Raw genomic sequence first — 16,243 nt, forward strand, 5'->3', positions numbered from 1 at the left:
CCCTTTTATAATTAATGTTCATAGATGAAATACATATGTATGTATTACAAGTACAAATATATCATTAAATTATTAGTGCGGTCAATAGTTATATAAAATTTTACTCGAAATAATAAAATTATCGAATATTTTACAAATAAATTACATAAAATTATAAAATAATATGTGTAAATATGAATAATTTTTTATAATTTTAGGATATTTGGAGTATTAAGGTAGAAGAAAAAATGTTAAAAAATGGTTGTTAGTATTTATAGTATGTGATAATATAAAAGTATAAAATTCAAAAAAATGGAAAATGATATTAATTATAAGGAGAAGCTGTAAATGAGTGTAGCGAAAAAAATTATAAATGATTTTATAGAAGAGGATAAAGAATTAAATAGATTAGAACTTTCTAAATTAACAAAAGAAGAACTAATAGATAAATACATGGATGTAAATAATTATAAGAATTTACAAGAAAATCTCCTTTTAAGTGTTTCTCATGATTTAAGATCGCCATTAAATGTAATTTTAAGCATACTTCAATTTTATGAATCAGGTTACATAACTGGCAATGATAACATGAATAAATATATGACTAGCATAAAGAGAAATAGTTATAGGATGCTAAAACTTATAGATAATCTTATAGATACAACACGATTAGAAAAAAAATATTATAAAATTGAAAGAAGAAATTTAGATATTGTTAAATTAATAGAAAATACGGTTTCTTCAATAGATAAATACGCAAAACAAAAAAATATATCATTAATATTTGATACTAATGTTGAAAAATGTATTATGGCAATAGATCCAGAGGCAATAGATAGGATAATTATGAATCTTTTATCTAATGCTGTAAAGTTCTCTTATAATAATGGAAATATATACATTAACTTATGGAAGAGAAATAATGAATTAAATATATCAGTAAAAGATGAGGGGATGGGAATTCCAATAAAAGAACAGGATAAAATCTTTAATAGATTTGCTCAGTCATCTAATCATAAAAAAATAGAACAGTCAGGTAGTGGAATTGGATTGTCATTAGTAGAAAGCTTAACTAAAGCACATAATGGTAATATATCACTAAAGAGTCAGGAAGATAGAGGCAGTGAATTTATAATAAGACTCCCAATAATAAAATTAAGCGAGAATAATGAAGATAATCATATAATTCATGCAAAAACCAATATTGAAATATTAGAAATAGAATTTTCAGATATTTATTTATAAAAAAGAAATTTATTGAAATAAATACTTAATATTATGGAAAAATAATCTTAAGTATTTATTTTATAAACTTGCTTATTATGGTGGCTTGTGATAATATATTTCTTGAAGAAAGTTAGTTTTAAATTAATATGGAGCGTTAGTTAAACGGATATAACTTACCGCTACGGACGGTACATTGAGGGTTCGATTCCTTCACGCTCTGCCAAAAGACTTAGCTATGTTTTTAGTTAAGTCTTTTTTGTTGTATAAATAAACATGCTAATAAATGCTAATAATAAATTATATAAGTATATTAGATATTTAATAAACAATAGTGATGAAGTAAAGGTGGCAATTATTAATGAAAGAAGATATTTTAATTAATTTATTAGATGAGCATAATGAGGGGAATTTGTTAGCTACTGATAAATTTAGACCTTGTAAAGTAATTTACTTAAAGTATGAAGAAAATAGTGAATTATATGAGAAGCTAAAAAAGTATCATAAAGAAATTTTTCCGAGTATTGATATAGAAAGCTACATTATAAGTGAAGGTAATATAAAAGAAATAAACAATTTATTAAATAGCTTAGATATAGAAAAAACTATTATAAATGTAACTGGGGGAAAAAGAATAAACTCATTAATTTTATTAAATCAAGCTTTAATAAAGAAATTTAATATTGTTTATATAGATATTTTAAATAAGAGAATATATGAATTAGGAAACGATATTAAAAATAAGTCAGAAGAGTTTAAGGATATATACATAGATGACATACTTAAGATAACTGGTTCTGATATTTTGTTAGATTCTAGTAAAATAAGTAAATATTCTGATGTAATTAATATAACAGAAAAAATTTATAAAAACTTAGAATTATGGTATAAGTATAAGCAATATCTTTATGATAATCATTTATTTATTCATGATTATTCTCAAAGTAACAAAGTTATTATTAATTTGTCTAACTTATATGGTCAAGAGGAAAAAAGAATATTAAATTCTTGTTTAAATTATCTAGAGAAAATTAATGCTATAAAATATAAAAAGAGCAAGAATGATATAGTAGTACATTTTCAACAAGATTATATGAAAGGATTTATATTTAAAAGTGGTACTTGGCTAGAAGTATTAACCAATATAGTTGTTAGAGAAATTGAAGAAATTGATGATGTTAAAAGTGGCGTTATATTTCTATGGAACAATAATGAAATCAAAGTTAAAAATGAATTTGATGTATTAGCAGTTAAGGATGATGTTTTAATATGTATATCATGTAAAGATAGTGCAAAATATGATGAAGATGCACTAAATGAATTAGATGTATATAGTAAAAGATTAGGTGGAAATAATGCGAAAAAAATATTGGTTGCAACTCAAGAACCTTATAAAAGATGTATTAAAGAAAGAGCAGAAATGATGGGGATTAGTTTAATTATATTAGATAAAGATATAGAAAAATTTAAGAATGAATTAAAAAAAGTCATTAATAAATAATGCTATGTTTTAGCAATGTGTTTATATATGCCACTTTGATTATTGCATATATAAACATGCTAAAACAGAACTTGCTTATTTAGAGATTTTAGTTCCAATCTTTTCGCCAAATAAGATTTTACATTCATATCCTTGTTTTGATTGCTCTAAAATATCAGGATCTATTTTTACTTTATTTTTTTCTAAGAACAGTATAGTTGTTGATCCACCAAATTTAAAATACCCTTTTTCATCGCCTTTTGTTACTTTTTGGTTAGGCTCATATGTTTGAATTATTGATCCAACACAAGTAGCACCTACTTCTACAGTTAAAATATCTCCAAAATTTTCTGATTTAAATATGCACCATTCTCTTTTATTTTCACAAAATAATTTTGGAATTGAATTAAGAGCTATAGGATTTACAGAATAGTAATGGCCCTTAATTTTATGAGTTTCGCAAGGTATACCAGAGTCTACAAAGTGAAACCTATGATAGTCTGTAGGACATAATCTTAATATTACACAAATACCATCTTTATATTTTTCTGATATTTCATCATTTTTTATTAATTCTCTTAAACTATAAGTTAAGCCTTTTACTTGAACAATATTATCTAAGTCTATATTATCGTAAACAGTAATTCGCCCATCTCCTGGAGAAATAAAAATATCTTCATTGTAATCTATAGGTCTTGAAGTAGAAGTCAAATTTCTAACAAAGAAGTCATTAAATGAATTAAATTCAGAAATATTTTTTTCTGCAATATTCATATCAATATTAAAGTCTTTAACAAAGTCAGGTATTTTTCTTGCACTGAATTTTGTATCACAAAATTTACCATAAAATTTTGAAAAAATCTTTCTCTTAGCAATTAATTCTGTCATACCTTTTCCAACGGGTGTTTCATAAGTCCACTTAATGAACTTTTTACCTGCCACGTTTTCCTCTTCATATTCGTTAGTAATTCTGTTATATACTTTAATCATAAATTCCTCTTTTCATTAATTTAAAAATATATTTATATATTATATACTGATTCTAACATATATATTTTAAATATCAAAAAAATGAAAGTAAAAAGTAATAAATAGTAAAATTTTAGTGGTATAATGTAATTATTATCAGTTTATGAAAATGAGGGATTGGTGTGAATAAAACAAAAAAATTGATTTTTAATTCTTCAATAGAAGTTTTTTCAAAATCAGGGTATAGGGGAGCAACAATGGATGAAATAGCAACCACTGCGGGGCTTGCTAAAGGAACACTATATTATAATTTTAATAGCAAAGAAGAAATATTCAACTTTATAGTTGATAATGGACTTAAGTTACTTAATGATGAAATTGCAGCAGTAAATGAATTAAATGATGATGCAATTGAAAAATTAAAACAAATCTGCAAAATACAATTAACATTTCTTTATGAACATAATAGCTTTTTTAGAGTTGTAATGAGTCAATTATGGGGAGATGAAGAAAGACAATTTATTTTAAGAGAAAAGGTAAAAAGTCATATAAAAGAAATAGAAATGTATATACAAATGGGGATGAAAGAAGGGTGTATTAGAAAAGGCGATAGTGAAGTAATGGCCTATGAATTTTTTGGAACATTATGTTCAACAGCAATATATGAGTTAATAAACATAGAAAAAGTTAGTTTAGAAGATATTATTAATAAGACATTAGAATTTATTTTTAATGGTTTAATAAATAAAGAAGTATAGAAAATTTTAAAAATTGAAATATGTATAAATGTTATATAATATAGTAGTCTATCCTAAAAGTTCTTTTAGGATAGTTTTTTTTGTTTTAAATATAAATATTTAAATTATGTTGATACATATATTTCATAATATATAAAATAGTATAATTAATAGATTATTTATCCAATAAAAACTATTAATTAATACTTATTTTTAATAAATAAGTATGCTAAAATTGTAACGTTGATAAAAAATGTGTTTTTAAATATTAACACACATTGAAAATATAGTTAAATAAAAAAGTATACTAAAGACGGGGAGGTTCATTTAGTGGCATATATATTAATAAATGAAAAAGAGGTTTCTGTAAAAGAAGAGGGTAAAACTATTTTAGAAGTTGCATTAGAGAATAATATAGAGATACCAACCTTATGCTATTTAAATGATTGCAGTAATACAGGAAAATGTGGAGTGTGTGCTGTTGAAATAGAAGGACAAGAAGAACTAGCATTATCTTGTGAAACATTAGTCAAAGATAAAATGGTTATAAGAACTGATTCAGAAAAGGTACAAGAAGCTGTTAAATTAAGAATGGCAGAAATGTTAGATAAACATGAATTTAAATGTGGTCCTTGTAAAAGAAGAGAAGACTGTGAATTTTTAAAATTAGTAATAAAGACTAAAGCTAGAGCAAATAAGCCATTCATAGTTAAAGATAAATCAGAATATGTAGATGATAGAAGTAAGTCAATTGTTATAGATAGAAGTAAATGTGTGCTTTGTGGAAGATGTGAAGCTGCTTGTAGCGAAAAAACAGCTACTAATTCTATAAAAATTGTTGATGATAATGTTGATAAGAAAGTATCAACTATTGATGGAAAATGCTTTGATGATACAAATTGCTTATTATGTGGTCAATGTATAGCTGCATGTCCAGTAGATGCGTTATCAGAAAAATCTCATACTGAAAGAGTGCAAAATGCTTTAGAAGATCCAAGTAAACACGTAATAGTTGCAATGGCTCCATCAGTTAGAGCTGCTATGGGTGAAGCATTTAAAATGGGATATGGTGTTGATGTAACAGGAAAGATATATACAGCTTTAAGAATGTTAGGATTCAATAAGATATTTGATATTAACTTTGGTGCTGATATGACAATAATGGAAGAAGCAACAGAACTTATTAGTAGAGTAAATGAAGGTGGTCCATTCCCTATGTTTACATCTTGTTGTCCATCATGGGTAAGAGAAGTTGAAAATTACTTCCCAGAGTTTATAGATAACTTATCTAGTGCAAAGTCACCTCAACAAATTTTTGGTGCTGCAAGTAAAACTTATTATCCTGAAATAGAAGAATTAGATCCTAAAGATGTATTTACAGTGACAATAATGCCTTGTACATCAAAGAAATTTGAAGCTGATAGAGAAGAAATGGAAAATAACGGTTTAAGAAATATAGATGCTGTAATTACAACTAGAGAATTAGCAAAAATGATTAAAAATGCAAAAATAAATTTTGCGAGCTTAGAAGATAGTGAAGCCGATCCTTCAATGGGAGAATATACTGGTGCAGCAGCTATATTTGGAGCTACTGGTGGTGTTATGGAAGCAGCTTTAAGAAGCGCAAAAGACTTTATAGAAAATAAATCACTAGAAGAAATAGAGTATGAACAAGTAAGAGGCTTAGATGGAATAAAAGAAGCTACAGTTATATTAGGAGGACAAGAATATAATATAGCTGTTATTAATGGCGCTGCAAATGTATTTGATTTTGTTAAGAGTGGAAGAATGGAAGAAAAGCAATATCATTTCATTGAAGTAATGTCCTGCCCAGGTGGATGTGTAAATGGTGGCGGACAACCTCATGTAAATTCAAAAGACAGAAATAAAGTAGATGTTAGAACTGTAAGAGCATCTGTTTTATACAACCAAGATAAGGGATTAGCTAAGAGAAAGTCTCATGAAAATGCATCATTATTAAAGATGTACGAAACTTATATGGGCAAACCAGGAAAAGGACTAGCTCATGAATTATTACATATAAAATATAAGAAAAGATAAGATGTTTATTTAAACATGGCATGGTTTAGTAGAGTGTTCATATATGCATAAATAAAGTGGACTGAGTAATTGAAATTAGGAATACTAAAATGAGTATAGTCCNNATATAAAATTGAGACAAGCAGTAAATATAAATATTAAAAGGAAACTCGACTTTGCTGAGTAAATTCAAAAAACAAAATGTAAAATTGCACTGTGTGAAAGTTCGTGTTCCCAAATATAAAATTTGGACACTTACTTTTGATTTTCACTTAACAATTTTCAAAGTCCAATTACAATGCCACTTTACATATTGCATATATGAACACGTATTTAAACATGATAATTTTATAGGTTCTACAGATATATGATATTAGATAATTTAATTGTTTTAATTATGTCATTTAGTATAAAATATATTTTGTAGAATCTATTTTTACATTTTAAATTAAATACTTAATTAAGAATTAAGAAATACTAGATACTAAATCAAATTCTTAGTTTATTAAAACGATTTAAAAAAATATATAATATAAAATTAATTCCAATATAAAATTAGAAAAAAATTTAGTTAAGAATTGAAAGTGGGGTACATATGAAGCTTTTAGCAAGTGATTTAGATGGAACTTTAGTAGTTGGAAACAATTTAAGAAATGATAAGGATTTAACTTTAATTAATAAGCTTAAAGAACGAGGACATAAATTAATTGTATCAACAGGTAGAAGTTATGACATGGTAATACCTTTAATGGAGAAGTATGATATAGAATATGATTATTTATTACTTTGCAATGGAAGCTTAATTATGAATAGAGCACATGAAATGGTATTTGATGAGTGGGTATCTAATGAAATATCAAATAAGATAATAAATGATTACTACAATGATGAAACCTTAGTTTATTTAGATAATTTTAAGAATTCTATTTTTATAGATAATCCTAATATTGATAAATCTGAAATTGGTGATATGATGGATTTCTTTACAAAGAAGATATATATTGAAGATGCAACATCATCAAAAGATGATTATAAAATAATAAGTTTATCACCTGTAGATAAAGATCAGATTAAAGCAGAAAAAATAAAAGATGAAATAATTAAAAAGTATGGTGAGCATGTAGAAGCATATAGAAATCAATTTTTTGTTGATATAGTACCAAAAGGATGTTCGAAAGGAAATGCGCTTAAGAGAATATTAGAAGTAGAAAACATATCAAAAGATAATCTTTATGTTGTTGGAGATTCATTCAATGATGTTTCAATGTTTAACATAACTCATAATAGCTATACTTTTAATGATTCAGAAGATAAGGTAAAAAAATATGCTAATAATGAAGTTGATTATGTATATGAAGTTATTGAGGACTTATTATCTAAGCAATTAAAATAGGATCTATTTTAAAAATGTGTTGATATTGTAGTATAAAGCTCGTGGATATAGGAATTTACTTTTGGAAAATTACTTTTGACAAATCTCCATTAATAGTTCTAAAAAGCAAATTCCAACGCCACTGCACTCATACACAAAAATATTTACAGTCTCCTTTTAAATTGAATTTTTTTAAGTTTTATATTTTTACTTTTTATCTAAGTTATTTTTAAACCTAACTTATGAGCAAAAATTTATCATTTCACTATGAAATTCTTAATACAATTTAAATTGATCTATCTGTATAAACATGTTAAATCAATTTATTGTAAACATTCATATCTGTTTCTTTTGACATAAGCTTTCCCATCATTAGAACAATTCTAGTGAAATGTTCAGATCTCAAGTGCTTATCTAAAGCATGTTTATTTTCCCATTCTTCAATCATTGTCAGAATTTTAGCATCCTGTTCATCTTGATACATTTCATACTTTATGCATCCTTCTTCTTTTCTTGTAATTTCTACTAGTTCTTTACATAGTTCAATAATTTCGTTAATTTTATCCTCTTTGGCAAAATTTCTTGCGACTACTTTTATCATTTATATCCCTCACTTTTTTTATCTTTACCATCTATCATAATGTATTCTTGTTTTATTAAATCTATCTGCTACTTTTCTTTCTTCATCTGGATATCCAACAGGTATTATTGATAAAGGAATTACACTAGATGGTAAATTTAGAAGTTCTTTTATTGCATCCACCCTATCTACTATTGGGTAAACACCTAACCATACTGCACCTAAACCTTTATCTTCAGCAGCTACTAATATATTTTCTGTGGCAGCTGAACAATCCTGTACCCAAAAACCTTTAAATATTTCTTTTGATTCATCTCCACAAACTATAATTGCTACATCTGTATTTAATAGCATTTTTGAATATGGATGTACTTCAGTTATTTTTCTCATAATCTCTTTATCTCGTAAAACTATAAATTCCCAAGGTTGTTCATTTGCCGCAGAAGGTGCTGCCATGCCTGCTTTTAATAATTCTTCAACAATCTCATCACTTACATTTATGTTCTTATATTTTCTTATACTTTTCCTGTTTAATATTGCATCCATTTATATATACCTCCTAATTGATACTTTTTATAATCAATGATATTATTATAAAAAATAAGTTTATATATAACAAGTACGCACTATTTTGTATTATAGTACCTAAAAGGATACTATTGAAAGGATGATAACTATGAGTTCTAATTGCAATACTTTAGAATTTAAAAATAAGAATTATAGATGTACCTTCGAAATTACAATAGACTTAATTGGAGGAAAATGGAAACCTATTATTATTTGGCATTTAGGTACTAAGGGAATACAGCGATTTAATGAATTAAAAAAAGCACTTCCTAAAATAACTCAAAAAATGCTAACTCAACAGCTAAGAGAACTAGAAGCAGATAATTTAGTTAATAGAAAAGTTTATCCTCAAGTTCCGCCAAAGGTTGAATATTCATTAACTGATGTAGGTGAGAGTTTAATGCCTATTCTTAGTATGATGTGCAAATGGGGAGATGATTATTATAAACTAAGTCTTTAAAGTATTCATATTACTTGGTTTATCTATGTAACATCGAAAAACAGCTTTTCAGTTTCACCTGTAAATAATTTTGTGTAAACTGAAGAAAATAAAGAGAAAAAATTAAGGCCATTCCAATTAAGGAATAGCCTTTTAATTTTATTATTTATTTGATGCAGCAAATTCTAAGTATTCATCAAATGTCATAGCTCTATCAACAATAGAACCATCATCTTTAATATCTATAATTCTATTTGCTATAGTTTGAACAAATTGATGGTCATGAGAAGCAAAAATTATATTACTGTTATAATTTTGTAAACCATTATTTACAGCAGTAATTGATTCAAGGTCAAGGTGATTAGTAGGTTGATCTAACATTAATACATTTCCATTTGAAAGCATCATTTTAGATAACATACATCTAACCTTTTCTCCTCCAGATAATACATTAGCTTCCTTTAGAGCTTCTTCTCCAGAAAATAACATTCTTCCTAAGAAACCTCTTATGTAGCTTTCAGATTTTTCCTCTGAGTATTGTCTAAGCCAATCAACTAAAGAAAGATTACATCCGTCAAAATATTCTGAGTTATCAGTTGGGAAGTAAGAATTAGTTATAGTTATTCCCCATTTAAATTCTCCACTATCTGGTTCCATTTCTCCAGCTAGTATTTTGAATAATGTAGTTACAGCAATTTCATTACCGATAAGAGCAATTTTATCACCTTTATTTACCATGAAATTAATGTTATCTAAAAGCTTAACTCCATCTACAGTTTTAGATAAATCTTTAACTGTTAATATGTCATTACCAACTTCTCTTTCAGGTGTAAATCCTACGAAAGGATATTTTCTGCTTGAAGGTTGGATATCATCTAAAGTGATTTTATCTAATAATTTCTTACGAGAAGTAGCTTGCTTAGATTTAGATGCATTAGCGCTAAATCTTGCAACGAAATCTTGTAATTCTTTAATTTTTTCTTCTTTTTTCTTATTTTGATCCTTAGACATTTGAAGGGCTAATTGGCTTGATTCATACCAGAAATCATAGTTACCAACATAAATCTTAATCTTTCCAAAATCAACATCAGCCATTTGAGTACAAACTGAGTTTAGGAAATGTCTATCATGTGATACAACTATAACAGTTCCATCAAAGTTTCCTAAGAAATCTTCTAACCAATTTACAGCCTTTAAGTCAAGACCGTTAGTAGGTTCGTCTAGGATTAATATTCCTGGATTACCGAATAAAGCTTGAGCTAAAAGAACTTTAACTTTTTCTCCTCCAGTTAATTCTGACACGTTTTTAAAGTGATAATCAGTGCCAATTCCTAAACCTTGTAATAATGAAGAAGCTTCAGATTCTGCTTCCCAACCATTAAGTTCAGCAAATTCACCTTCTAATTCAGATGCTTTAATTCCATCTTCATCAGAAAAATCTGGCTTTGCATATATCTCATCTTTTTCTTTCATGATTTGATATAATCTTTCATTACCCATTATTACAGTTTCTAAAACTTGACAATCATCATATTTGTAATGATCTTGTGTTAATACTGACATTCTTGTATTTGGAGCAATTATAACTTCACCAGTATTAGGTTCAACTTCACCTGAAAGTATTTTAAGAAAAGTACTTTTTCCAGCACCATTTGCTCCAATAACTCCATAACAATTTCCTGCTGTAAATTTAAGGTTTACGTCTTCAAAAAGTTTACGTCCACCAAATCTAAGACTAACATTTGATACAGTTATCAATAAATTTCCCTCATTTCATTGAATATTCATTTCGTTATTATACCACATAAAGCTACATAAAGAGAATATTTAAAGGAATTAAAAGCATCTTTATTATTGACATTTTTGTAATTTAGATGATAAAATTAAGAAAATTGTAAAGATGGAGAGTAATTATTATGATATGCACTAAATTTATATTATTAAAATTAAATAACGCATATTACTGTAACTATTATAGACAGAGCTTGTATTAATAATTTTTTATTATAGATGCGAGCTAAAGTATAAACTTAAGTTTGTATCTATGATGGTTAGAGTTATTCATTATTCTCAATTTTAACCACATGGATAAGCTGTGTGGATGTAGAGTATTAGTATTGTAGGCAACCACATAGTAACACTATGTGGTTTTTTTATTCTTTGGAAATTATAAAAAAAGAAGAATTTTATGATTAGTTCAAAGTAGTCTTTATGATTTTTTATTTATTTTAGGAGGGACAGTAGGAATGGCTAAAAGAGAAAATTTTAAGAGTAGGACTGGTTTTATACTTTCATGTATAGGAGCAGCAGTAGGGCTAGGAAACATATGGATGTTTCCATATCGATTAGGTCAAAATGGAGGAGCAGCTTTTTTAATTCCATACTTTATTTTTGTATTGTTATTAGGTTCAACAGGATTAATAACAGAATTTGCATTTGGAAGAAAATTTAAAGGTGGTTCAGCAACAGGAATTATAACAACATTTGCTGAAAAAAATAAAAAAGGTGGAAAGTTAGTAGCGCTAATACCTGTAATAGGATTAGCAGGTGTATTTATGTTTTACAACATAGTTGTAGGATGGATAATGAAATATTTTTCAATGAGTATTACAGGAGAATTATTTTCAGTAGATGTTCATAGTTTTTTTGAAGGATTTTCAGGAACAAGTCAAACAATAGTTTGGAACTTTATAGCTATAGCATTAACATTAGTTGTAGTTTATGCAGGAGTAACAAAAGGTATAGAAAAAATAAATACAATAATTATGCCAGCATTGTTTGTAATATTTATTTTGCTTGCAATTAGATCACTTACACTTCCAGGAGCAATGGAAGGTGTTAAATATTTATTAAATCCTAAGTGGGAATTTTTACTTAAACCTAATACTTGGATAATGGCTTTAGGACAAGCATTCTTTACAGTATCATTAAATGGTTGTGGTATGGTTGTATATGGTAGTTATATGAAAGATGATTTTGATATACCAAGATCTGCTTTAAGTACAGCAATATTAGATACAATAGCAGCATTACTTGCTTCATTTGTTATTATGCCATCTGTATTTGCATTTAATTTAGATCCAATGGCAGGTCCACCATTATTATTTATAACAATGCCAACAATATTTAAAGCTATGCCTGGTGGAAGACTAATAGCTATAGTATTCTTCTTAAGTTTAATATTTGCAGCTGTATCATCATCTATTAATATGTTGGAAGGTCCAGTTGAAGCATTAATTTCACAAACAAAGCTTAATAGAAAAAAGGCATCAATTATAATAGCTATAATAGGGTTTATATTATCAATACCTTTAAATTTAAGTATGGCTAGCTTTGATAATTTCACTAATTTTATCACAATAATAGTATCACCACTAGCAGCCTTGATAGTATTTTTAGTATTTTACTATGTAGGGGATTATAAAAAGGCACTTATAGAGATAAATAAGGGGTCTAGTAGAGAATTAGGAATTAACTTCATATATCTTGCTAAATATGTCTTTGTAATTATAACTGTAGTAGTTATAATACTTGGAGTTATATATGGTGGTATTGGTTAAATAAAAAATAAACAATAAAATAAAATCATATGAAAAAGCACTACCATTTTTAGTTGAATGGAGTGCTTTTTGCTTACTAAATACTTTTTAAATTATATAATTAAAAACACAAATGAAGTGACATAGTGTTCCTAGCATTATGAAAACATGAAATATTTCATGAGATCCAAAAACGCCTATCTTTATTTTATCTTTCTTTAAGGCATATATTACCCCACCAATTGTATACATCAATCCACCTAAAACAAGCAGACTTACACCTATTGGTGAAAGTGCTATTGATAATGGGTAAATTGCAAAAATAGCAAACCAACCAATAGTAATATATATAACGCTACTTAACCATTTAGGACATGTAACCCAACAAATTTTAAATATTATCCCAACTAAAGCAGATGCGGCAACTGCTATGAAAAGTTTATTGCCAATAGAATTTTGTAATGCAATTAAGCAAAATGGTGCATAAGATCCTGCTATAAGTACAAAAATCATAGAATGATCTACTTTTTTTAAAGCTTTAATAATTTTTGAATCTGCGATAACAGAGTGATATGTCGCTGAAGCACTATACAGTAAAATCATGCTAATTCCAAAAAGTATGATAGAGACATATTCTATCAAAGATCCTTGTGACATATTTACTTTAATTATCATTAAAACTAATCCTACTAATGATAAAACAGCGCCTATAAGATGTGTTAATCCATTAACTGGTTCCCTTAAATATTTATCCATAAATACCTCCATACTCAATACGTAGTTTTTAAAACTATATAACAATATATTAATATTATTATATATAGTTATATAAAAGTCAAAGATCATAAAAACTTATTTTAAGCTATTTAAATCATATTTTTAGCTATTTTCTTGAATTTTATAAGTAATACTATTAATATTAAATATAGACAAGATAATATGTAGTTTCAAAAACTAGATTAGGAAGTGGAATAATGACAAAAGATATATTAAATATAATGGAAAACTTAAACTTAGATAAAAAAATAAATTTAGAAGATATACCTGAGCTAGATTTATATATGGATCAGGTTATTCAATTGTTTGAAAATAAATTATCAGTCCTTAAAAGAAAGGAAGATGATAAAGTATTAACTAAAACTATGATTAATAATTATGCTAAGGCGAAATTATTAATGAGTATAAAGAATAAAAAATATTCAAAAGAACATTTAATATTAATGAGTTTAATATACGATTTAAAGGGTGCATTATCAATAAATGATATAAAGCTTACATTAGATAATATAGTTAAAAAGTATGAAAATAATGAAGAATATGATTTGAGATCTCTTTATAAAACGTACTTAGATATGAATTCTCAAGATGTTAATGAATTTAAGGAATACATGAATGACAAAGAAGAAAATGTAAAGAATCTTTTAAGCGAAAATAATATAAATGGTGATTTTGAAGAAAAATTTTTACTTGTTGGATCAATGATATCTATGAGCAATATGTATAGAAGAATGGGCGAAGCTTTAATTGATGAGTACTTTATGGGAGATGAAAAGTAAATGAAAAATTTTAATGATTTGCGTAGAGATTTAATAAGTATAGATGGAAAAGGATACAAGTCATATAAGCAACTTGAAGGTAGTTATGAGTTTAATGAGTATATATTAGCAATAGATCATGTACAAGGAGATCCATTTGCAACGCCTTCTAGAGTAAGAATAATAATGGATAAAAAAGTTTCAAATATTCCAGAAGAATTAGTAAATAACAATTACAAAAAGATTGCTGTTAAAGATTATTTAACTAGAACATTTTATAAAAATATATATTCATGTAGCAGTAAGATTTTTGGGTCAGGAAAAAGTGGATTAATTTCTATAAGTAAATGCACACAAGAAATTTTAGACAGAACTTCTATTGTGATAAGTGATAAAAAAATAGAAGCTAGAATAGAGGTAGGATTTCCAGCAAGGGGTAGAAGTGTTCTTGCTAAGGAATTAGAAAAGATTTTATTTGATTTCCTACCTAAAATTGTAGAGTCATCATTAATTTATAAAAACATAGATAAAGATAAACTTATAAAACAAGTGAGATTAGTTGAAGATCAAGAGTTTATAAGAAATAAATTAAAGAACAATGATTTAATTGGATTTATTGCAAATGGATCGATATTACCTAGAGAATCAGGAGTATCAACTAGGCCTTTAAAGGATGGAATACCATTTAAATCTCCTGAAAATTTAGAGGTTAAATTCAATTTACCTAATAAGGGTGAAATTGTAGGAATGGGAATTAAAAAAGGTATAACAATTATAGTTGGTGGAGGTTATCATGGAAAATCAACACTATTAAATGCATTGGAATTAGGTATTTATAATCATATTGAAGGTGACGGAAGAGAATTTGTAATAACAGATAATGCAGCATTAAAAGTTAGAGCAGAAGATGGTAGAGTAATAAATAAAGATGATATATCATTATTTATAAATAATTTACCTAATAAAAAAGATACAACTAAATTTTATAGTGAAAATGCAAGTGGAAGTACATCTCAAGCAGCAAATATAATAGAAGGAATAGAAAGTGGAACTAAGGTATTTTTAATAGATGAAGATACATCGGCTACTAATTTTATGATTAGAGACGATATAATGCAGATGCTGGTTTCTAAAGATAAAGAACCTATAACACCTTTTATTGAAGTTGCTAGAGATTTGTATAATCAAAAAGATATATCAACAATTATAGTAGTAGGAAGTTCTGGAGATTATTTTGATATTGCAGATAATGTAATACAAATGGATTGTTACAATATAAAAAATGTAACAGAGCAAGCTAAAAGTTTAAGTAATGGAAAGATACTTTCTAAAATCAAGGAAAGAAATCTTGATATAAAGATAAATTTAAATAGGGTTATTAAAAAAGGAAGCATTGAAAAAGGTTATAAAGGTGTAAAAATAAAAACTCTAGGAATAGATGGATTAGTAATTAATAAAGAAAATATAGATTTAAGAGCAGTTGAGCAAATAGTGGATAGTGAGCAAATTAACACTATTGGAGAGATTATGAAATGGGCAGAAGATAATATTATAGATGGAAAGAAAACATTAATAGAAGTAACAGATGAAATAATGAACTATATAGAAAAGAACGGAATTATATCAATTAGCAATATAAAAGGTGGTCATGGCAGACTATCAATGCCAAGAAGACAAGAAATAATGGCCGCATTCAATAGATTTCGTAGTTTAAAAATATAAAGCATGTTGATATTTGCATACGTAAAGTGGACTGAGTAATTGAACTTAGGAATACTAAAA

Annotated in this window: 14 protein-coding genes and 1 tRNA gene; 10 read left to right on the forward strand and 5 right to left on the reverse strand. The window is 26.6% G+C overall.

The window, feature by feature from the left end; genetic code table 11:
• Nucleotides 1-327 precede the first annotated feature (327 nt).
• The 3 genes from NG904_RS15095 (at nt 328) to NG904_RS15105 (ending at nt 2,704) form a co-directional block, all read left to right on the forward strand.
• Nucleotides 328-1,224 carry a sensor histidine kinase gene (locus NG904_RS15095; RefSeq protein ID WP_252232496.1) on the forward strand — a complete coding sequence of 299 codons (897 nt, stop codon included), beginning with the start codon at nt 328-330 and terminating at the stop codon, nt 1,222-1,224.
• Nucleotides 1,225-1,354: 130 nt separating this feature from the next.
• A tRNA-Arg gene (locus NG904_RS15100) sits at nt 1,355-1,429 on the forward strand.
• A gap of 135 nt (nt 1,430-1,564) precedes the next feature.
• Nucleotides 1,565-2,704 carry a Card1-like endonuclease domain-containing protein gene (locus NG904_RS15105; RefSeq protein ID WP_252232498.1) on the forward strand — a complete coding sequence of 380 codons (1,140 nt, stop codon included), beginning with the start codon at nt 1,565-1,567 and terminating at the stop codon, nt 2,702-2,704.
• Between the two features lie 75 nt (nt 2,705-2,779).
• Here NG904_RS15105 and NG904_RS15110 read toward each other — a convergent pair whose 3' ends face one another.
• Nucleotides 2,780-3,673 (reverse strand): phosphatidylserine decarboxylase, encoded by an 894-nt coding sequence (locus NG904_RS15110; RefSeq protein WP_252215849.1) that lies wholly within the window; start codon nt 3,671-3,673, stop codon nt 2,780-2,782.
• Between the two features lie 161 nt (nt 3,674-3,834).
• Here NG904_RS15110 and NG904_RS15115 point away from each other — a divergent pair, with 161 nt between their 5' ends.
• The 3 genes from NG904_RS15115 (at nt 3,835) to NG904_RS15125 (ending at nt 7,822) form a co-directional block, all read left to right on the forward strand.
• Nucleotides 3,835-4,410, forward strand: a complete 576-nt coding sequence (locus NG904_RS15115) for a TetR/AcrR family transcriptional regulator (RefSeq protein WP_252215846.1) — start codon at nt 3,835-3,837, stop codon at nt 4,408-4,410.
• 309 nt (nt 4,411-4,719) lie between these two features.
• Nucleotides 4,720-6,450: a ferredoxin hydrogenase gene (locus NG904_RS15120; RefSeq protein WP_252232501.1), complete on the forward strand. Its 1,731-nt coding sequence runs from the start codon at nt 4,720-4,722 to the stop codon at nt 6,448-6,450.
• A gap of 574 nt (nt 6,451-7,024) precedes the next feature.
• Nucleotides 7,025-7,822 (forward strand): HAD-IIB family hydrolase, encoded by a 798-nt coding sequence (locus tag NG904_RS15125; RefSeq protein ID WP_252232502.1) that lies wholly within the window; start codon nt 7,025-7,027, stop codon nt 7,820-7,822.
• A gap of 292 nt (nt 7,823-8,114) precedes the next feature.
• On the opposite strand, the gene NG904_RS15130 is transcribed toward NG904_RS15125, so the two are convergent.
• Together NG904_RS15130 and NG904_RS15135 are read right to left on the reverse strand one after the other, a co-directional pair.
• Complete coding sequence (locus NG904_RS15130) at nt 8,115-8,402, reverse strand: putative quinol monooxygenase (protein ID WP_252232504.1); 288 nt, start codon at nt 8,400-8,402, stop codon at nt 8,115-8,117.
• A gap of 24 nt (nt 8,403-8,426) precedes the next feature.
• Nucleotides 8,427-8,927, reverse strand: coding sequence for a nitroreductase family protein (locus NG904_RS15135; RefSeq protein WP_252224168.1), 501 nt, complete (start codon nt 8,925-8,927; stop codon nt 8,427-8,429).
• A 130-nt stretch (nt 8,928-9,057) separates the two neighbouring features.
• On the opposite strand from NG904_RS15135, the gene NG904_RS15140 reads away from it, so the two are divergent.
• Nucleotides 9,058-9,408, forward strand: coding sequence for a winged helix-turn-helix transcriptional regulator (locus tag NG904_RS15140; protein WP_252232506.1), 351 nt, complete (start codon nt 9,058-9,060; stop codon nt 9,406-9,408).
• A gap of 141 nt (nt 9,409-9,549) precedes the next feature.
• On the opposite strand, the gene NG904_RS15145 is transcribed toward NG904_RS15140, so the two are convergent.
• Nucleotides 9,550-11,145 (reverse strand): ABC-F family ATP-binding cassette domain-containing protein, encoded by a 1,596-nt coding sequence (locus NG904_RS15145; protein WP_252224170.1) that lies wholly within the window; start codon nt 11,143-11,145, stop codon nt 9,550-9,552.
• Nucleotides 11,146-11,633: 488 nt separating this feature from the next.
• On the opposite strand from NG904_RS15145, the gene NG904_RS15150 reads away from it, so the two are divergent.
• Entirely contained in the window at nt 11,634-12,947 is a 1,314-nt protein-coding gene (locus NG904_RS15150; RefSeq protein ID WP_252232508.1) for a sodium-dependent transporter, read from the forward strand.
• Nucleotides 12,948-13,034: 87 nt separating this feature from the next.
• Here NG904_RS15150 and trhA read toward each other — a convergent pair whose 3' ends face one another.
• Nucleotides 13,035-13,682 carry a PAQR family membrane homeostasis protein TrhA gene (gene trhA / locus NG904_RS15155; protein WP_252215821.1) on the reverse strand — a complete coding sequence of 216 codons (648 nt, stop codon included), beginning with the start codon at nt 13,680-13,682 and terminating at the stop codon, nt 13,035-13,037.
• A gap of 218 nt (nt 13,683-13,900) precedes the next feature.
• On the opposite strand from trhA, the gene NG904_RS15160 reads away from it, so the two are divergent.
• Nucleotides 13,901-14,482 (forward strand): DUF1836 domain-containing protein, encoded by a 582-nt coding sequence (locus tag NG904_RS15160; RefSeq protein WP_205449058.1) that lies wholly within the window; start codon nt 13,901-13,903, stop codon nt 14,480-14,482.
• Entirely contained in the window at nt 14,483-16,183 is a 1,701-nt protein-coding gene (locus NG904_RS15165) for an ABC-ATPase domain-containing protein (RefSeq protein ID WP_252232510.1), read from the forward strand.
• Nucleotides 16,184-16,243 lie beyond the last annotated feature (60 nt).

It is taken from the genome of Clostridium sp. ZBS15 (assembly GCF_023845705.1).
Lineage (GTDB): Bacteria > Bacillota > Clostridia > Clostridiales > Clostridiaceae > Clostridium > Clostridium aquiflavi.